General features: G+C 63.1%; 17 protein-coding genes. 8 read left to right on the forward strand and 9 right to left on the reverse strand.

Going from position 1 to position 18,257, the window contains the following annotated elements:
• Positions 1-47 precede the first annotated feature (47 nt).
• The gene (locus tag MTX21_RS38340) at positions 48-1,298 is read left to right on the forward strand and encodes a flavin-dependent oxidoreductase (RefSeq protein ID WP_280969610.1); all 1,251 of its coding nucleotides are present in this window, start codon (positions 48-50) and stop codon (positions 1,296-1,298) included.
• A 98-nt stretch (positions 1,299-1,396) separates the two neighbouring features.
• On the opposite strand, the gene MTX21_RS38345 is transcribed toward MTX21_RS38340, so the two are convergent.
• Complete coding sequence (locus MTX21_RS38345) at positions 1,397-1,852, reverse strand: cupin domain-containing protein (protein WP_280969611.1); 456 nt, start codon at positions 1,850-1,852, stop codon at positions 1,397-1,399.
• A gap of 31 nt (positions 1,853-1,883) precedes the next feature.
• On the reverse strand, positions 1,884-3,059 hold the full coding sequence (locus MTX21_RS38350; RefSeq protein WP_280969612.1) for an ABC transporter substrate-binding protein: 1,176 nt from the start codon (positions 3,057-3,059) through the stop codon (positions 1,884-1,886).
• A gap of 250 nt (positions 3,060-3,309) precedes the next feature.
• Here MTX21_RS38350 and MTX21_RS38355 point away from each other — a divergent pair, with 250 nt between their 5' ends.
• The 3 genes from MTX21_RS38355 to MTX21_RS38365 all read left to right on the forward strand — a co-directional run bounded on the left by MTX21_RS38355 (position 3,310) and on the right by MTX21_RS38365 (position 6,149).
• Positions 3,310-3,828 (forward strand): MarR family transcriptional regulator, encoded by a 519-nt coding sequence (locus tag MTX21_RS38355; protein ID WP_280970922.1) that lies wholly within the window; start codon positions 3,310-3,312, stop codon positions 3,826-3,828.
• Positions 3,829-3,977: 149 nt separating this feature from the next.
• Positions 3,978-5,669 (forward strand): benzoate-CoA ligase family protein, encoded by a 1,692-nt coding sequence (locus MTX21_RS38360; protein ID WP_280969613.1) that lies wholly within the window; start codon positions 3,978-3,980, stop codon positions 5,667-5,669.
• Positions 5,670-5,690: 21 nt separating this feature from the next.
• Positions 5,691-6,149: a RidA family protein gene (locus MTX21_RS38365; protein ID WP_280969614.1), complete on the forward strand. Its 459-nt coding sequence runs from the start codon at positions 5,691-5,693 to the stop codon at positions 6,147-6,149.
• Between the two features lie 34 nt (positions 6,150-6,183).
• Here the strand turns inward: MTX21_RS38365 and MTX21_RS38370 are convergent, their stop codons facing one another.
• From MTX21_RS38370 to MTX21_RS38380, 3 genes are all read right to left on the reverse strand, one after another.
• A complete protein-coding gene (locus tag MTX21_RS38370) occupies positions 6,184-6,912 on the reverse strand; it encodes a CBS domain-containing protein (protein WP_280969615.1) in 729 nt (242 codons plus the stop codon).
• A gap of 154 nt (positions 6,913-7,066) precedes the next feature.
• Positions 7,067-8,056 (reverse strand): CHAD domain-containing protein, encoded by a 990-nt coding sequence (locus MTX21_RS38375; RefSeq protein ID WP_280969616.1) that lies wholly within the window; start codon positions 8,054-8,056, stop codon positions 7,067-7,069.
• Between the two features lie 10 nt (positions 8,057-8,066).
• A complete protein-coding gene (locus MTX21_RS38380) occupies positions 8,067-9,599 on the reverse strand; it encodes a bifunctional aminoglycoside phosphotransferase/ATP-binding protein (protein WP_280969617.1) in 1,533 nt (510 codons plus the stop codon).
• A gap of 250 nt (positions 9,600-9,849) precedes the next feature.
• On the opposite strand from MTX21_RS38380, the gene MTX21_RS38385 reads away from it, so the two are divergent.
• Complete coding sequence (locus MTX21_RS38385) at positions 9,850-10,689, forward strand: universal stress protein (RefSeq protein ID WP_280969618.1); 840 nt, start codon at positions 9,850-9,852, stop codon at positions 10,687-10,689.
• Positions 10,690-10,755: 66 nt separating this feature from the next.
• Complete coding sequence (locus tag MTX21_RS38390; protein WP_280969619.1) at positions 10,756-13,449, forward strand: bifunctional acetate--CoA ligase family protein/GNAT family N-acetyltransferase; 2,694 nt, start codon at positions 10,756-10,758, stop codon at positions 13,447-13,449.
• Between the two features lie 79 nt (positions 13,450-13,528).
• Here the strand turns inward: MTX21_RS38390 and MTX21_RS38395 are convergent, their stop codons facing one another.
• The 4 genes from MTX21_RS38395 to MTX21_RS38410 all read right to left on the reverse strand — a co-directional run bounded on the left by MTX21_RS38395 (position 13,529) and on the right by MTX21_RS38410 (position 16,169).
• Positions 13,529-13,879, reverse strand: coding sequence for a cytochrome c (locus MTX21_RS38395; RefSeq protein ID WP_280969620.1), 351 nt, complete (start codon positions 13,877-13,879; stop codon positions 13,529-13,531).
• Positions 13,880-14,376: 497 nt separating this feature from the next.
• The gene (locus MTX21_RS38400; protein WP_280969621.1) at positions 14,377-15,360 is read right to left on the reverse strand and encodes a zinc-dependent alcohol dehydrogenase family protein; all 984 of its coding nucleotides are present in this window, start codon (positions 15,358-15,360) and stop codon (positions 14,377-14,379) included.
• A gap of 71 nt (positions 15,361-15,431) precedes the next feature.
• The gene (locus MTX21_RS38405) at positions 15,432-15,893 is read right to left on the reverse strand and encodes a phage holin family protein (protein WP_280969622.1); all 462 of its coding nucleotides are present in this window, start codon (positions 15,891-15,893) and stop codon (positions 15,432-15,434) included.
• Entirely contained in the window at positions 15,894-16,169 is a 276-nt protein-coding gene (locus MTX21_RS38410; protein ID WP_280969623.1) for a hypothetical protein, read from the reverse strand. It abuts the gene before it with no gap.
• Between the two features lie 166 nt (positions 16,170-16,335).
• Between MTX21_RS38410 and MTX21_RS38415 the strand changes: the two genes are divergently transcribed.
• Complete coding sequence (locus tag MTX21_RS38415; RefSeq protein WP_280969624.1) at positions 16,336-17,472, forward strand: ABC transporter permease; 1,137 nt, start codon at positions 16,336-16,338, stop codon at positions 17,470-17,472.
• 2 nt (positions 17,473-17,474) lie between these two features.
• Positions 17,475-18,254: an ATP-binding cassette domain-containing protein gene (locus tag MTX21_RS38420; protein WP_280969625.1), complete on the forward strand. Its 780-nt coding sequence runs from the start codon at positions 17,475-17,477 to the stop codon at positions 18,252-18,254.
• The last annotated feature ends 3 nt before the right edge of the window (positions 18,255-18,257 follow it).

Consider the following 18,257-nt stretch of genomic DNA (forward strand, 5'->3'; position numbering starts at 1 on the left):
CCGTGCGACGTTAACCCATTGCCTGTGTATCGAGTGGAGTTAGGGCGATGAAGGCGATTATCGTCGGCGGCGGTATCGGAGGTCTCACAACGGCGTTGATGTTGCGCTCGCGCGGCATCGGTTGCGAGATTTTCGAGCAGGCCGATACGATTCGCGAGCTCGGTGTTGGCATCAATACGCTGCCGCATGCCATGCGCGAGCTTGCCGGACTCGGCCTGCTGCAGAAGCTCGACGACGTCGCGATCCGTACCGACCAGCTCTACTACCTCAACCGCCACGGCCAGGAGGTCTGGCGCGAAGCCCGCGGCATCGATGCTGGTCACGATGTGCCGCAATTCTCGATCCATCGCGGCCGGCTTCAGGGCGTCATCCATCGCGCCGTCGAGGAGCGACTCGGTCCGCAATCGATCCACACCGGTTGCCGCCTCGGCGCTTTCACGCAGGATGAGGGCGGCGTTACGGCTTACTTCTTCGATCGGACGGGCGGGCACGCCCATACTGCGCGCGCCGACATCCTGATCGGTGCCGATGGCATCCATTCGCGCGCGCGCGAGACGCTGTTCCCGAACGAGGGGCCGCCCTGCTGGAACGGCTTGATGTTGTGGCGTGGTGCGCGGGACTGGCCGCTCTTCCTCACCGGCAAATCGATGATCGTGGCCGGCGGCCTCAACGCCAAGGTCGTGATCTATCCGATTGCCGAGGGCTCGAGCCCGGCGAGCCGCCTCACCAACTGGGCGGTGCTGGTGAAGGTCGGCGAGGGCAACGCCCCGCCGCCGCGCAAGGAAGACTGGTCGCGGCCGGGCCGGCGCGAGGAGCTGATGCCGCATGTGGCGCGCTTCTCCGTGCCTTATATCGACGTGAAAAGTCTGATCTCGGCGACTCCCGAATTCTATGAATATCCGACCTGCGACCGCGATCCTTTGCCCTACTGGTCGGCCGGGCGAGTCACGCTGCTCGGCGATGCCGCGCACCCGATGTACCCGGTCGGCTCGAACGGCGCGTCGCAGGCGATCCTCGATGCACGCTGCCTTGCCGATGCGCTGGTGCGCGCCGAGCATCCGCGCCAGGCGCTGGTCGAATACGAGAAGAAGCGCCTGCCGATGACGGCTGAGATCGTCCGCTCCAATCGCCGCGGCGGTCCTGAGGGCGTCATCGACGCGGTCGAGCAGCTCGCGCCCGACGGCTTCGACAACGTCGACAACGTGCTGACCTATTCCCAGCGCGAGGCGATCGTGCGCGGCTATGCCACCAAGGCCGGCTTCGCCGCCGTGCCCGGCCTTACCGCGGTTCGCGCTTAAGAGCTGCTCAACGCGCGATGAATCATCATCGCGCCTTGGTCGTTCGTTTGAAGATGACCTTTGCCGGAAAACCGCCGCACACTTTTCCGGGTCATGCTCTAGCCGCCGGGAGGCGGCGGCAGGAAGTGGATGTTGAACTCGGCGGCCATCGCCACCACATCCTCCGGCTTCTGTTCCTTCATGTTGTGAAGGCCCCAGAACAGCTCGTAGAGCTTCCGGCTCGGCGAGACCCAGAACAGTACCTTCGCGGTCTGCTCCGACTTGTTGAAGATGCCATGCGGCACACCCATGCCGAGTCTGATCAGATCGCCGGCGCTCGCCTGTGCCTCGGAATTGCCGAGCACGAAATCGAGCTTTCCTTCCAGCATGTAGAGATACTCATCCTGATCGGGATGAATGTGTGGCGGCACGAACGTGCCCGGCGGCAGTGTCGCATGCCAGGAGAAGCTGTGCTCGGCGTAGCTCTTCGGCACATAGGTCTGGCCGAGGATGTTCCAGGAAATGCCCTGGATTCCCTCATTGGCCCGGGTGATGCCGGTAATTTCGCTCTTCATTGCTGTCCTCCCGTAACTCGTTCGCGCCGTGTTAGTTCGCCGGCTTGCAGTCCTTGGCATAGCGGTCGCCGTAGTTCTCGAAAACCTTCTGAACGATCTCGGTTTGGAACTTACCGTCCGAACGCTTGGCGACCTTGGTCAGATAGAAATCCTGGATCGGATAACCGTTGGTGTTGAACTTGAATGAGCCGCGCAGCGAGGTGAAGTCGGCCTTCTTCAAGGCAGCCGCGACGGCGTCCTTCTTGGAGAGGTCGCCGTTCACCGCCTTGACGGCGCTGTCGATCAGCATCGCGGCGTCATAGGCCTGGAACGCGTAGGTGCCGGGCACGCCATTGTAGGCGGCCTCATAGGCGGCGACGAACTTCTTATTCTGAGGATTGTCGAGATTGGGTGCCCAGTTCGCGCCGCCGAACATGCCGACCGCGGCGTCCTGCTGCGCCGGCAGCGTCGACTCGTCGACCGTGAATGCCGACAGCACCGGAACGGTGTCGGCAAGGCCGGCTTGGCGATACTGCTTGACGAGATTGACGCCCATGCCCCCGGGCATGAAGGTGAACAGCGCGTCCGGCTTGAGCGAGGAGATCTTGGATAGCTCCGGCTGGAAGTCGAGCGTGCCGAGCGGCATGTAGGATTCCTCGACGACCTCGCCCTTGTAGTCGAGCTTGAAGCCGGCGACCGAGTCGCGGCCGGCCTGATAATTCGGCACCATCAGATAGACGCGCTTGTAGCCGCGATCCTGGGCGACCTTGCCAAGGACCTCGTGCACTTGGTCGTTCTGGTACGACGTCACATAGAAGAAAGAGCTGCACTCCTTGCCGGCGTAGCTGGACGGACCGGCATTGGGGCTGATCAGGAACACCTTCGATTCCGTGACGGGGCGGTGGATCGCCTGGAGGATGTTGGAGAAGATCGGTCCGACGACGAAGTCGACCTTGTCGCGCTCGAGCAGTCCCTTGACCTTGGTAACGGCCGCATCCGGCTTCAGTTCGTCGTCGGCAACGATCACCTCGACATCGCGGCCGCCCATCTTGCCGCCAAGGTCCTTGACCGCGAGCGCAAAGCCGTCGCGGACCTGCTGGCCGAGCGCCGCGGCCGGACCCGACAGCGTGAGGATCACGCCGATCTTGATCTTCTCCTGGGCCAGGGCGGGATTCGCCGTGATGCCGAGCAGCAAGGCGATTGCGGCAAATGTCGATCGCTTCTTCATGATTTGTCCCCCTGACTATAGGGCTTGCGCTACAAGCCGCGTACTCGGATCCGAGCTTATGCCGATGATGGCGCCCGCGGCAAGCTAGGCCAGGTCGTGCGCCTCGTCGGGAAAGCGCGCATGCAAGCGGCGCGCCAATTATTTGAAGCCTAAAGAATCTCGCGTGCGGTTGATTGTTGCAGGTTTGGACTTGCGGCCGGCATGAATATATTTGAAGCTCAAAATGATGGGTGAATCCGCGCCGGCGCCAATGCCAGCCGTCAGTGACCGCACCAACATGCTCGATTCCGAGACCAAGGCCGTCGAACTTCCGGAAGACCATGCCGAAGAGCTCCGGCTGTGGCTGCGGCTGTTGACCTGCACGACCCTGATCGAGGGCGAGGTCCGCGGCCGGCTCCGGCAGCGGTTCGATGTCACACTGCCGCGGTTCGATCTGATGGCGCAACTCGATAAGGCGCCTGACGGTATGACACTATCCGACGTCTCCAAGCGCATGATGGTTTCCAATGGCAACGTGACCGGCCTCGTCGAGCGTCTCGTGGAATCCGGCCATCTCGATCGTCGCACCTCTGACACGGATCGCCGCGTCCAGGTGATCCGGCTCACCAAGCTCGGCCGTGCCGAGTTTCGCCGAATGGCCGCGGAGCACGAGACCTGGATCGCCGATCTCTTCGCCGATCTCACGCCGAAGGATGTGCGCGAGCTGATGCGTCTCCTGGCCAAGACCAAGGCGTCGGCGCAGAAATCGGCCGGTCGCCGCCGGGCCTAGACCCTCGGGCGATCAAACCCCTCAATCCAAATTTGGCGCGGCAAAAAGCGTCGGACGCCCAAAATCCGCTATTGCGCCAAATTATTTTAAGCCTAAAATGTTTTCCAGATAGTGCTGCCGGGTGCTTTCCATGCTGAAAGGAGCGTGCGATGGCCAACGCCGCCAAGGTTCAAGTGTCGGGCTCGTGTGACAGCAATGCTGCAACGGCTCACGTCGATCCATTTGCGCGGCAACATCTGCCGCCGCGCGATCTCTGGCCCGAATTCATCTTCGCGCGGCCGGAGCTGCACTATCCGCCGCGATTGAACTGCGTCGGCTATTTCCTCGATCGCTGGATCGAGCAAGGTCATGGCGAGGCGCCGTGCGTCATCAGTCCTATCGTCAGCTATAGCTACCGTGAGCTCCAGGAACTCGTGAATCGGATCGCCAATGTCCTGGTGGACAAGCTTGGTCTGGTGACAGGCGGGCGCGTGCTGCTGCGCTCGGCCAACAATCCCATGATGGTCGCGACCTATCTCGCGGTGATCAAGGCTGGCGGCATTGTCGTGGCGACCATGCCGTTGCTGCGCGCCAAGGAGCTGTCATATCCGATCCAGAAGGCGGACATCGCGCTCGCGCTCTGCGACGGAAAGCTCTCCGAGGAGATGGAGAAGGCGAGGGCGGCGGCACCTGGTCTCCAGCGCGTCGTCTATTGGGGAAACGGCGAGGCGGACTCGCTCGAGGCGTTGATCGCGGATGCAAGTCCGGAGTTTAAGGCGGTCGACACCGCTGCGGATGATATCTGCCTGATCGCCTTCACGTCGGGGACAACCGGCGACCCCAAGGGCACCATGCATTTCCACCGCGATATGCTGGCGGTCTGCGATGGTTATGCACGCAATATTTTGCGCGCCGAGCAGAAGGATCGCTTTATCGGCTCGGCGCCACTTGCATTCACGTTCGGTTTCGGCGGCGTGCTGTTTCCGATGCACATCGGCGCATCATTCGTGGTCCTGGAGAAGACGACGCCGGACGACGTGCTGTCGGCGATCGAGAAGTACAAGACCACGGTGTGCTTCACCGCGCCGACCGCCTACCGGGCCATGCTCGGCAAGCTCGCGGGCCACGACATTTCCTCCTTGCGGAAATGCGTCTCGGCCGGCGAGACGCTGCCCAAGCCGACTTTTGATGCCTGGTTCAAGGCCACCGGCATCAAGCTGATGGACGGTATCGGCTCGACCGAGCTGCTGCACATCTTCATCAGCGCGACCGAGGACGAGATCCGCCCCGGTGCGACCGGAAAACCGGTGCCGGGTTATGAGGCGAAGATCGTCGATGACGATGGCAATGACGTGCCGCCCGGCACGATGGGGCGGCTCGCCGTTCGGGGGCCGACCGGCTGCCGCTATCTCGCCGACGAGCGCCAGCGCAAATATGTCCAGAACGGCTGGAACATCACCGGCGATACCTATCTGATGGATAGCGACGGTTACTTCTGGTACCAGTCGCGCTCCGACGACATGATCGTGTCGGCCGGCTACAACATCGCGGGCACCGATGTCGAAGCGGCGCTGCTCACGCATCCCGCAGTGGTGGAGTGCGGCGTGGTTGGCGCGCCCGACGAGGCGCGGGGAATGATCGTGAAGGCGTATGTCGTGGCCGCACCGGGCGTGACCCCGGACGCGCAGCTTGCGTCCGAGTTGCAGGAGCACGTCAAGCGCGAGATTGCGCCCTACAAGTATCCGCGCGCGATCGAGTTTGTGACGCAGTTGCCGAAAACCGAGACCGGCAAGTTGAAGCGCTTCGCCTTGCGGCAACTGGCGCAGGCTGCGGCGGCGTCCTCGGGCGTCGCGGCAGAATGAGAAAAGGATAGAGGATTGTCCGTGACGACTCCGAAAGGTCCGCAGCTTGCGGTGTTGCCGACCACCACTGAAGACGAGCCCTGTTCAACGGCGCAGATCCTCCAGCCTTCCGGCTGGCCGATGCCGAAGGGCTATGCCAACGGCATGGCTGCCGATGGCCGCATCGTCGTCACCGGCGGGGTGATCGGCTGGGATGCGGAGGAGCGTCTGGCGGACGGTTTTGTCGCGCAGGTGCGCCAGACCCTGCGCAACATTGCGGAGATTCTCGCCGAAGCCGGCGCGCGGCCCGAACACCTCGTGCGCCTGACTTGGTACGTGGTCGACATGGACGAATATCTCGCGAACCTGAAGGAACTGGGACAGGTGTACCGGACGATCTTTGGTGCGCACTATCCGGCGATGGCGCTGGTCCAGGTCGTCCGCCTCGTCGAGAAGGCGGCGCGCGTCGAAATCGAGGCGACGGCCGTGATTCCGCGCTGATCGCACTAAGTCCTTGCCGATCGCACAGGGCCGCTCAGCTAGCCTTGGCTAAGCCATCGTCCTCGGGCGAGTTCAGATACATGCCTGACATGGTGTCGACCCAGCAGAGATGGTCGTGCACCTTCTTCACCCCTTCGACGTTCTCGGCAGCAACTATCGCGGCCTGACGGGCACGTTCTTCGGTAATGACGCCACTCAGGTGAACGATGCCGTCGCGAACGATGACGTTCAGACCGAATGGGCACCAATCGTACTTCTCCATGGCCTCGATGATCCGGTTGCGGATGTGATCGTCGTCCGCGGTCGGATCCGGCACCTCGCGCGCGAGGCTGGCCACCGCCTGCAACAGGTTGGCGCGAGACACGATGCCGACAAGCTCATCGCCGCGGACCACCGGCAGGCGCTTGACCTTGTTCCGCTCCATGAGGTCGACGATTTCTGCAAGCGCAGTATCTTCGGTGATGGTCACGGGCGAGGCGGTCATCACCTCCGAAATCTTGCGACCATGCTCCTGAACGAAATCGCTGGCCGATTTGCCGGAGCCGAGGATGAATCGCAGCAAGCCGCGCCGCTTGCGCCCGGTGCCGATCTCGCTGCGGCGAATGAAATCCCCCTCCGATACGATGCCGACGAGCTTGCCCGCATCGTCGACCACCGTGAGCCCACTGACATGCCGTTGCAGCATGATGTTCGCTGCCTCGACGATACTGGTGTCGGGCGTGACCGAGATGACCGGCCGGCTCATGATCTGGTGGGCGCGCATGGCGAACTCCGCAAGTTGATCGAATTCCGATGTGCTAAGTCTAGTGCAGGCGCGGGGCCTTGATTTGACTCAGGTCAAACCAACGAAGTCGAGCGATCCCGTTGACCTAGTGTGTTGAACGCTTGATGCGTCTCCTCTCGTGCACCCGGTGGATCTAGTCGTCGGCTTCGGGACTGCGTGCGAGGTCCGACGGGCGGAAAGGTTTGTCTTTGTCCAGCTTTCGGTACGCGGCCTTGGCGGTCCGCAGCAGTCGCTTGTGCCGCTTGCGATCGAGGAAGCGGACGCCCCCGTCGGATCCCGCTCCGTTCAATGAATCAGCCAGGGCCTGACCCCTTGCGTCATCATTTAGTTGCCCGAGGGATCGTTGCGCCTTGCGTAGTTGCTTGACGGTCGACTTCTGCCTCGCGAGTGAACTCTCGGTGAACAGGTCCTCCAGCGACTCGATTGAGTAAGTCATCCGTTTGTTGAGAATGCGCAGTTTGTGCCGCTTCTCCACGCCAAGTTTTCCGAGCCTCCGGGCCTTCTTGAGGAGTGCCCTCTCCCAATCCGCGAGTTGTGCCGCCGCGTAATCGGCGAGCGCGCCGCGGCGTTGCCTGATGGCCTCCTTGCTCCGCCTGGTCGACCAGGGACCGCTTTCGATCCAGCCGGAGGTTTGCTCGATCAGGCGTCGATATCGCGCCGATTGCAGCGCCCGCGCCAAGAGGCGGTGGCTCTCGGCGCGCTTTTCATCCCAGGACTGGAGCTCGGCGATCAGCGCGAGCTCGTTGCCGCTGGCCGCCACCACGCGTTCGATCGCGACGTCGAGGTCCCGCACCAGGCCGAGCTGGCTGTTCAGCCATTTCAGCTCGGCCCAGACGTTCGGCCGCACGGTGTCATCGACCATGGGCGAGAAGAAGCGAATAGCGGTCCGCAAGTGCGTCAGCGCGATTCGTATCTGATGCAGCGCATCAGGATCGCCGCGGCAGGTGGCGTCATGCTGGGCGAGGACGGCGTCGAGGTGTCGGCGCGCGATGATCCGAAAGGCCGTGTCGCAGGCCATGCCGGGGCTGAGACGACCGGGCAGGGCATTGCGCTTCGCCGCCGGCCTGGTGCCAGCGGTCGCCGTCGAACTCGTGGTGGATCGCGCCGTGCTTGCCCGCGCCAATCAGATTGCCTTACCTGCCCTCGGCGATCGCCCTCCGGCAGCGCTGGAGCGTCTGCTCAGGTGTCCCGGATGCATCGATGCACGCCCAACCAACATGGCCGATATTATAGTGCTCTTGCAGCGCGGCAACCTCTTGCGTGGCGTCGGACGCATCCCGCTGTCGGCTGCCGATTCGAGCCTGCCGCGTCGCGAGGTCCGCAACAAGGAATAGTCCGGCCAGGGGGACATTGCATTCCCGGGCAAGCGCTGCGACTTCATCGCGCTCGGATTCGCGTGCAAAGACCGCATCGACAATTGCGGAATGGCCCTGCTTCAGCACGCGGCGGGCGTGTTGGGCCAACGTCTCGTAAACCCGCGCCGTGACATCGGGCTGATATGTGGATGGCGGCAGGCGGTCCGCGTCCTTGACCCCGAACAGCCGCTTGCGAATGACGTCGCTGCGCAGCACGACGGCTCCCGGTTCTGGCGTCACGGCCGGCGCGAGCGCACGGGCCAGCACCGACTTCCCGGTACCCGACAATCCGCCGACCGCAATCAGACGAGGCGCTGGAGGATTGATCAGTGCCTGGGCCAGGCCGAAATAGCGGCTTGCGTCGTCGAGAATGCCCGGACGATCAGAATGAGGCCGATTCAGCCGCGCCAGCGCCACCTGGGCGCGGATCGCGGCCCGAATTGACATGAATAGCGGGAGAGCGCGAAGCGCATCGAGATGTTCGAGCGGCGTTGTGGCGAGATATTGATTGAGGACAGCATTGGCTGCGAGCGGCTGGTCGTGGCGCAACAGATCCATCAGCGTGAATGCAAGGTCGTAGAGCACGTCGACAGTTGCGAGTGCGGCGTCGAATTCGACGGCATCGAACAGCACGGGTTGCTGTTCGATCAGCACGATATTGGCAAGATGCAGGTCACCGTGGCAGCGGCGCACGAAGCCTTGACGGCCACGTTCACCCAGCAGGACACGGATACGATCAAATGCCTCGTCCGAGGCTCTGCCAAGTTGCTCGATCTCGGCCGCCGCAAGATGGTTTCCATTTCGCAGGCCAGCGGTGTTTCCCTCGATGAGTGCCGGGATCGAGGAGACCCATGCGTTGCCGTCCGCAGGCGTCGCGATCGCGTGCGAACGAGCGATGGCGTCCGCGATCGCCGACGCGAGGTCCGCGTCGAGCGGCCCGGCCTTGGCCAGATGATCGAGCGTTCGGCTTTCGTCGAAGCGGAACATCTCCACCGCATACTCGATAGGCTTGCCACGCCCTCCGACCTCCACCGTGCCGTCCGGTCCCTCCGTGAGCGCCACGACGCGCTGATAGATTTGCGGCGCCAGGGGCCGGTTGATCCTGATCTCCTCCTCGCACGCCGCCTTTCGCCTTTCGAGCGTGGAGTAATCGAGAAACGGAAAGAGGACAGCCCGCTTGATCTTCAGCGCGCGCGTTCCTTCAAGAAAGACCGAAGCAGCATGCGTATCGATCCTCATTGCGCCGGGATGCGTGGCAGGATCGCTGAGCGCTGCAAAGATTCGTTCCTGGGTCGCGGCGTTGTCCATCATTGAGGGTGGCTTGTGCAGGTACAATCACTCACCCGGATCGGGAGCCGCTGGCTTTCTCTGGACCCCAGCAGGCGAATCCGCACCTCGGGCCTGATGCAGCTCCGATCAGGGTAACCGTAGAATGGCGGTGGCGCGAGTCCTTGACTTTCTTCAAGCGCTGTCGTCGCTTGATCGAACGGTGTTCCCGTCTTGACGAGGATCAAGCGCCCGCCTGGAAGGCGGCCTATCCTGGCAGCCGAGGAGAATTCCGATGCCCATCAAGGATGTGTTTCTGCCGCTTGTCGGTCAGCCGCGCGAGCCGACGCTTGCCGCGATCGAAAAATGCGTAGCCGTTGCCGCCGATCTCGGCGCCAGGATCACCGCGCTTGCGCTGGAGGACGATGTTTTCGTGCGGCCGAAAGCGGTCCCAGATGTTGCGGGGGCCGCCGCTGAGTCCGGCTCAGGGCGGGACATCGGGGACATGCAGCAACTCCTGAATGCGTTCAACAATGCCGCTTCACGCGCGGGCATCCGCGCGCAAAGCCAGTCGGGCAAGGTACCGGCGGAGGAGATCGCACCGACCCTGGCGGAATACGCCCGTTTCAGCGATCTCTCGCTGGTTCCAGTGAAGCCTCACGACAGTCGAACGGAGACCATCATCGAGACGTTCCTGTTCGAATCCGGCCGGCCGCTCCTGCTCTGCCCGGAACATCTCGTCACCGAGCTGCGTGTGGATTTCGAGAACGTCATGATCGCCTGGGATCACTCCGCGCGTGCGGCGCGCGCGGTCGGTGATGCGCTGCAGTTCCTTCAGGCCGCCGCCTCGGTCCGCATCATCACGGTGGCGGACGAGAAGACCGAGACGATCACGCAATCTGGAATGGATCTTGTCGACCACCTTCAGGAGCACGGGGTATATGCATCCTTCGAGACGGTGAACGCCGGCGGCAGCTCGATCGGCAAGGTGCTCGGAAGCTGGGCGGATTCCCATGAAATCGACGCCATCGTCATGGGCGCCTACCATCATTCGCGACTGAACGAAATCGTCTGGGGCGGCGTTACCAAGACCGTCATTGGCCAGCCACCGTGCTGGGTTATGATGTCGCACTAATCGCTCGACCGATATCCGAGCCGGATCTTAAATCTTCGGAACCAGCCGCCCGATCGGACGCGTTTCATGTCGACCTATCGCCTGAAAAATCTGTTGTCGCCGCGCTCCGTAGCGCTCGTCGGAGCGAGCCCCCGTCGGGCGTCCGTCGGACGCGCCGTCCTGGAGAACATTGGCAAAGGACAGTTCAAGGGCCAGTTCGGCCTGGTGAACCCGCGCTACGCGGAGATCGACGGCGTCGCCGCAGTGGACAGCCTCGCCAAATTGCCGTTCGTCCCCGAGCTCGTCGTGATCACCGCGCCGGCGAGCAACGTTCCCGCTATCGTCGGTCAGGCCGGCCGTCTCGGTTCGGCAGGCGCCCTGATCGTATCGGCCGGGCTCGGCCACGGACCGGGGTCTTTGCAAGATGGGACGATCACGGCGGCCAGGAAACATAGCATGCGGCTGATCGGGCCCAATTGCCTGGGCATCATGATGCCGGGTGTGAGCCTCAATGCCAGTTTCGCCGCGCACATGCCGGGCGCCGGCAATCTCGCGCTGATCTCGCAGTCGGGCGCAATTGCGGCCGGCATGGTCGATTGGGCCGCCCAGCGCGGCGTCGGCTTCTCCGGCATCGTCTCGATCGGCGACCAGATCGACGTCGACATTGCCGATCTGCTCGACCATTTTGCGCTCGATCACAAGACGCGTGCGATCCTGCTCTATATCGAGGCCATTAAGGACGCCCGCAAATTCATGTCGGCGGCACGCGCCGCGGCGCGCGTGAAACCGGTGGTCGTGGTGAAGTCTGGCCGCATGGCGCAGGGCGCGAAGGCGGCGGCCACGCATACCGGCGCGCTGGCCGGCGCGGACGCGGTCTACGACGCGGCGTTCCGCCGCGCTGGTGTCCTCCGTGTCTCCGATCTGCGCGAGTTGTTCGATTGTGCCGAAACGCTCGGACGCGTCGAATCGCCGACAGGAAAGCGCCTCGCCATCCTGACCAATGGCGGCGGCATCGGCGTCCTGGCCGTCGACCGGCTGGTGGAGCTTGGCGGAATTCCCGCACCCATGACGGCGGAGATGCGACGCAATCTCGACGCGGTGTTGCCGCCGACCTGGTCGGGTGCAAATCCCGTCGATATCGTGGGCGATGCCGATGCGGCGCGCTATGCGGCAGCGCTGGAGGTGTTGCTCGCCGATCCCGATAACGATGCAGTCCTGGTCCTCAACGTGCAGACCGCGATCGCGTCGGCCGCCGATATCGCCGCGACGGTCACCGAGCACGTCAGGACATATCGCACGCAGCATCGAAGCTGGGCGAAGCCGGTGCTTGCTGCCTGGGTCGGCGCCAATCAGAATATCATCGAAACGCTCAGCGGCGCCGGCATTCCGAACTATCCGACCGAAGACGATGCGGTGCGCGGCTTCATGCATCTGGTCCGGCACCACGAGGTGGTAGAGGAATTGAGCCAGATTCCGCCGGCGATGCCGGATAGGTTCGTTCCGGATGTCGAAGCGGCCAGGCAGATTGTTACAGGTGCGATCGCTGACGGCCGCAAATGGCTCGAGCCTGTCGAGATCAGGCGCCTGCTCGAAGCCTACGACATCGCGATGGTGCCGACTTATGCGGCCGCCGACGTCGACGAGGCCGTCGCTTATGCGAGCGAGATGTTCGCGAAAGGTGCCACCGTCGTACTCAAGATCATGTCGCGCGATATCGCGCACAAGTCCGATGTCGGCGGTGTCGTGCTCAACCTGACCACGCTCGACGCCGTGCGCGTGGCCGCGGCCGATATTCTCGCCCGGGCAAGGAAGCTACGTCCGGACGCACGCATCTCCGGCGTCATTGTGCAGGCGATGGTCGTCAAGGCGAAGGCGCGCGAGCTGATCCTTGGTCTTGCCGACGATCCGACCTTCGGCACCGTCGTCGTCTTCGGCCGCGGCGGGACGGCGGTGGAGATCATCAACGACAGGGCGCTCGCGCTGCCGCCGCTCGACCTGAAACTCGCCAACGATTTGATCGAGCGCACGCGGGTCTCGCGGTTGCTCCGGGCCTACCGTGACGTACCTGCCGTCAAGCAGGACGCCGTCGCCATGGTGCTGGTCAAGCTGGCGCAGATGGCCGCCGACATTCCCGAGATCCGCGAATTCGACATCAATCCGCTGCTGGCGGACGAAGCCGGCGTGACGGCGGTCGACGCTCGCGTCGTCGTGGGACTTCCGCAGCGCAAATTCGCCGGGTCGGGTCCAGCCAATTTCGCCGTTCGCGCCTATCCGTCGCAATGGGAGCGCCATCTTTCGCTCAAGGACGGCTGGCGAATCTTCGCGCGGCCGCTGCGTCCCGAGGACGAGCCGGCGATTCACGAATTTCTGCGTCACGTGACGCCGAACGATCTGCGTCTACGCTTCTTTGCGCCGATGAAGGAGTTTACCCATGAGTTCATCGCGCGCCTGACCCAGCTCGACTATGCCCGCGCGATGGCATTCATTGCGTTCGATGAGGCCACCCACGAGATGGTTGGTGTGGTCCGGATCCATTCGGACTCGATCTACGAGACCGGCGAATACGCCATTCTGCTGCGGTCCGACCTCAAGGGCAGGGGACTTGGATGGGGCCTCATGCAGTTGATCATCGAATACGCGAAGTCGGAGGGCCTGAAGACAATATCGGGCGATGTGCTCCAGGAGAACACCGTGATGCTCGAAATGTGCCGCCAGCTCGGTTTCGAGGTAAAACCGGATCCGACTGAACCGGACGTCTGCGACGTCAGGCTGAAGCTCTAAGCAGGGCCTTGCGGTCAGGAGCCTGCTTCGCCCGAGGTCGCCGGGGCGCAAGCGCTGCGGGTGCCGTGCGTTACAAGCCTCATTTCTCCAAAGTCTTCAGGAACGCGATGAAATCGCCAACCTGGTCAGCGTCGAAGCGGAATTCCGGCATGGCCGGGTGCCCCGTGACGATGCCCTCGGCGAGAGCCTCCTGCAGTTGCTCGACCGGATATCGCTCGTGCAACGTACGGAACGGAGGAGCGATCTTGAGAGGACTGGGGCTGACTTTGTCGATCGAGTGACACTTTGCACAATACAGCAGCGCAAGACGCCGCCCTTGCTCGACGTTCGAAGCTGTACTTGGGCCCGGGGAGAGAAGCAAAGCCGCCACGACGATGCTGCCTGCGATGCCGCGTTCCGTTCGAAGAAATGTCCTCACGTCGTGCTCCATCAGTGCGGTATCAGGACGGGGGACGGTCCGCATTGTCCATACCGGATCTGGGCGTTGCTTGCCTCGCTCTCGAAAACGTGCAGCGCTGCGTCCGCTCGTTCCAGTGCGCGTTCGTACTCGAACTGCAGCGACGATGCGACGGCCGCGCCGCCCTCCGCCACAAAAGGTACATTTGCCGACGCTTACCCGGTCGCAAGCGCGTCCAGGTGCGCGCGGGCGCTCATCGCCATAGAAATGGACGCGTCGATGGCGGGCCGTGGTGACCGCTCTGTGGGGATGTGTACCAGTAGATCGCTGAACACGCGTACCTCTCGACCTGATCTCGCTGCCTAATCAGCACATGCGATCTTCGAGAGGCTTGATGCACGTCAAAACAGGCTTCGGTGCATCGGATGTCGGTTGTGGAGGCCGAAGACGCGGCCTGATATCGGAACAAGAAGAGCGCTCCTTTTGATGACGCGCCGGGCTGTTACGTGCTCGAGCAGTAGATGCGGCGGTCATGGACGCAACACGGCTGCTCCAACGAGCTTGCCTTCCCTCAGACGGGCGAGCGCTTCATTGGCCTCGGCGAGCGGGAATACCGTCGTGTGTGTCTGGATATCGAGCTTTGCCGCGGCGGCGAGGAAGTCGATGCCATCCTTTCGGGTGAGGTTTGCAACCGATACGATCTGCCGCTCACCCCAAAGAATATGATAGGGGAAGCCCGGAATGTCGGACATGTGAATGCCGGCGCACACAACGCGCCCGCCCTTGCGCACCGAGCGCAGGGCGGACGGCACCAGCGCTCCGACCGGCGCATATATGATGGCGGCATCGAGCTCCGTCGGCGGGATGTCCTCTGAAGCGCCGGCCCAATCTGCGCCGAGCGAAAGCGCAAGTTGCTGTGCTTCCTGGTCGCCGTCACGGGTGAAGGCGTAAACTTTCCGTCCCTGTGCGTGGGCCACCTGTGCCACGATATGGCCGGCCGCGCCAAAGCCATAAATGCCGAGCGTTTTGCCATCGCCGGCCATCACCAGGGATCGCCAGCCGATCAGGCCGGCGCAGAGCAGAGGCGAAAGGGCTGCGTCCTCGCCGTGCTCGCCGAGCGAAAAGCAATATCGGGCATCGGCGACGAGGTGGCTGGCAAAGCCGCCGTCGCGCGTGTAGCCGGTGAATTTGGGGCGATCGCAGAGATTTTCCTGGTCCGTGCGGCAATAAAAACATTCGCCGCAGGTGAAGCCGAGCCAGGGAACACCTACACGCATGCCTGGTCTCAGCTCGCCGACACCTGCGCCGACCGCATCGATTCGGCCGACGACCTCGTGCCCCGGGATGATGGGATAGGGAATGTCCGAAAGCTCGCCATCCACCACGTGGAGATCGGTCCTGCACACGCCGCACGCGCTGACCTTGACGCGAACCTCGCCGGAGCCGGGGACCGGGTCGGGTCGTTCCTGGAACATCAATGGCGCGCCGCGCGCGGAGAGAACCATCGCGTACATGTCGCATTCCCGTTACGGCAATGCATCCTCCAGCGGGCTTCGCCGGATGTGGGGTCAGTGTGCGCCGTTCGCTACGAAGGCGCAACAGGCGCCTTCCGCAGGCTCTTGATGACCATGGCCACCAACGGCGTCAGAATCGGCAGCAGGCCGCTCAGCGGGTGGTGGACCGCGCCCGTTACCTGAGCGTGGAGCGCGCGCGCCTCGAGCTGAATCGCTTCAATCGCCGCGTCATGGATATCATTCGCGAGTTCGATCTCGCGTCCTGACAACGGACGCGCTGCGACGACGAAAAGGACCGCCGCAATGGCAAAATTGATCGCGCCGAGAATGGCCGCCGCGACGATTGCGCTCCAGATCTGGACCAGGGCGAAATAGGCCGAAAATTCGAGCATCAGCAGACCGAAGGTGGCGATCAGCGCCGCGAAGGCGCGCAAGCCCAGCCCGATCAGGAGGTGCCGTAGTCTGATGTCGGCGATGATCCTGTCGGTACGCCAGAGCACGCGCAGGTGCTTGATGATGTTTTCCGTACCCACCTAGTGCCTCCTGAGCATGAAGCCGACGACCACGCCGAGTGCGAAGGCCGAAGCGAGCGACGCCACCGGACGCTCTGCGAGGAGGCCACGGAGCTGCTCTTGCTCCTCACTCACGGTCTCGCCAAGTTCGGTCAGCGCGGCCTTGATCTGTTCGGCCAAGGCTTCGGCACGGTCTTCCGACGCGTTGAACATCTGCTCGCCGGCCATGTTCAGCAGGCGCGAAACATCGATCTTCATCGCGTTCAGTTCGTCGTTCATGCTGCCGGTGTCGAACATTGGCGGCCTCCATTGAATGAAAGAAGCCTATGCGAACCGGCTCGATGGCCGTTGATTTGCGTCAAGCGAGCTTTCTCGGGCCCTGCTTTGAGGCAGGTCAATCCAGGTATGTCGCGGCGACCTAGAAATCCAAAATGACCGGAGTCGATCCTATGAGGATAAAGGTGTGAATTCGGAACCACTGCTGCTGGCAACACCGTCCGGCGATCTGCTCGAGCTGCGGCCGGAAGGGCCGTGGATCGCCGCCAATGCTCCGAAGCTTGACGCGCTTTCCCGATCGGTCTGGGCGGCTGTCGATAGATCGAAGTCCGTGACGCTCGATATGGCAGGTGTCAGCGAGCTCGACACGCTCGGCGCCTGGCTTCTGGAGAAACTGTCGCGTAGGGCGGCATCCTCCAGCCGATCGGCCGAGGTGGTCGGAATAGCCGACAATTTCGCCGGCCTGATGGACGAGGTGCGTCAGGTCAACCGACACAATCCACTGCCGGCACCTATGCCCAACCCGGTTCTGCACGGGCTGCACGATCTCGGCAAGTCCACGGTCGAGGCGCGGGAAGACATCACGATCTTCCTTCAGATGCTCGGCGCACTGTTCATGTCTCTGATAGGGGTGTCGCGCCGGCCGCGGTCGCTGCGGCTGACGTCGCTGGTCTATCAGCTCTATCGGATCGGCTGGCAGGCGATTCCGATCGTCGTGCTGATCACCTTCCTGATCGGCGCGATCATCGCGCAGCAGGGGTTTTTCCATTTCCGTAGGTTCGGCGCGGAGTCCCACACGGTCGACATGGTCGGCATCCTGGTGCTGCGCGAGCTGGGTGTGCTGATCGTCGCCATCATGGTCGCCGGTCGCTCGGGGAGCGCCTATACCGCCGAGCTCGGCTCGATGAAGATGCGCGAGGAGATTGATGCGCTCTCGACCATGGGGCTCGATCCGGTCGACGTCCTCATCCTGCCGCGGGTGGCTGCCTTGGTCATCGCGCTTCCGATCCTTGCCTTCATCGGCTCGATCGCCGCGCTCTATGGCGGCGGCCTGGTCGCGCAGTTCTACGGCGACATGGGCCCGGCGATCTACGTTGCGCGGCTGCACGAGGCCATTTCCGTCACCCATTTCGAGGTCGGCATCCTGAAGGCGCCGTTCATGGCGCTGGTGATCGGGATCGTCGCCTGCAGCGAGGGATTGCGCGTGAAAGGCAGCGCCGAATCGCTCGGTCGGCAAACGACGACCTCGGTGGTGAAGTCGATCTTTCTGGTGATCGTGCTCGACGGCCTGTTCGCGATCTTCTTTGCCTCGATCGGGATGTGACCATGTCGGGGGTGGCACAAGCGTTCGCAATTCGCGTCAGCGACCTCGTGGTCGGCTTCGGCCGGCAGATTGTGCTCGATCACCTCTCGCTTGAAGTCTGCGGCGGGGAAATCCTTGGCCTGGTCGGTGCCTCCGGCGGCGGCAAGTCGGTCCTGATGCGGACCGTCATCGGGCTCGTCCCGCGGCGAGGCGGCACCATCGAAGTCATGGGACAGCCGATCGGCAGTGCGCACGACCGCAGCGCGCAGGACGCTGCCGGAAAATGGGGCATCCTGTTCCAGCAGGGCGCACTGTTCTCCTCGCTGACGGTCCGGCAGAATCTCCAGTTTCCGCTGCGCGAGAACCTCGCCCTCTCCCAGGAGCTGATGGACGAGATGGCGATCGCCAAGCTCGAGATGGTTGGGCTGAGAGCAGAGGATGCCGAAAAATATCCGTCCGAGCTGTCCGGCGGCATGACCAAGCGGGTGGCATTGGCCCGCGCCCTCGCTCTCGATCCGCCGATCCTGTTCCTGGACGAGCCGACCTCCGGCCTCGATCCGATCGCTGCCGGTGATTTCGACGCCCTGATCAAGACATTGCAGAAGACCCTGGGGCTCACCGTGTTCATGGTGACCCATGATCTCGCAAGCTTGACCACGGTCTGCGACCGCGTCGCGGCGCTGGCCGACGGCAAGATCGTGGCGATCGGTCCCATGCGCGAACTTCTTCAATCAGAGCATCCCTGGGTGAGGGCCTATTTTCACGGCAAGCGTTCCCAGATGCTGCAACCCCACATGAGATGAGAC

The sequence above is a fragment of the Bradyrhizobium sp. ISRA430 genome (assembly GCF_029909975.1).
GTDB lineage: Bacteria > Pseudomonadota > Alphaproteobacteria > Rhizobiales > Xanthobacteraceae > Bradyrhizobium.

Bases quoted from the DNA above. Each gene is read 5' to 3' on its own strand.
- MTX21_RS38340 (WP_280969610.1), top strand. From the start codon at position 48: ATGAAGGCGATTATCGTCGGCGGCGGTATCGGAGGTCTCACAACGGCG.
- MTX21_RS38420 (WP_280969625.1), top strand. From the start codon at position 17,475: ATGTCGGGGGTGGCACAAGCGTTCGCAATTCGCGTCAGCGACCTCGTG.
- MTX21_RS38385 (WP_280969618.1), top strand. From the start codon at position 9,850: ATGCCCATCAAGGATGTGTTTCTGCCGCTTGTCGGTCAGCCGCGCGAG.
- MTX21_RS38395 (WP_280969620.1), bottom strand. From the start codon at position 13,879: ATGGAGCACGACGTGAGGACATTTCTTCGAACGGAACGCGGCATCGCA.
- MTX21_RS38345 (WP_280969611.1), bottom strand. From the start codon at position 1,852: ATGAAGAGCGAAATTACCGGCATCACCCGGGCCAATGAGGGAATCCAG.
- MTX21_RS38350 (WP_280969612.1), bottom strand. From the start codon at position 3,059: ATGAAGAAGCGATCGACATTTGCCGCAATCGCCTTGCTGCTCGGCATC.
- MTX21_RS38370 (WP_280969615.1), bottom strand. From the start codon at position 6,912: ATGCGCGCCCACCAGATCATGAGCCGGCCGGTCATCTCGGTCACGCCC.
- MTX21_RS38360 (WP_280969613.1), top strand. From the start codon at position 3,978: ATGGCCAACGCCGCCAAGGTTCAAGTGTCGGGCTCGTGTGACAGCAAT.
- MTX21_RS38355 (WP_280970922.1), top strand. From the start codon at position 3,310: ATGCCAGCCGTCAGTGACCGCACCAACATGCTCGATTCCGAGACCAAG.
- MTX21_RS38390 (WP_280969619.1), top strand. From the start codon at position 10,756: ATGTCGACCTATCGCCTGAAAAATCTGTTGTCGCCGCGCTCCGTAGCG.
- MTX21_RS38380 (WP_280969617.1), bottom strand. From the start codon at position 9,599: ATGATGGACAACGCCGCGACCCAGGAACGAATCTTTGCAGCGCTCAGC.
- MTX21_RS38410 (WP_280969623.1), bottom strand. From the start codon at position 16,169: ATGTTCGACACCGGCAGCATGAACGACGAACTGAACGCGATGAAGATC.
- MTX21_RS38400 (WP_280969621.1), bottom strand. From the start codon at position 15,360: ATGTACGCGATGGTTCTCTCCGCGCGCGGCGCGCCATTGATGTTCCAG.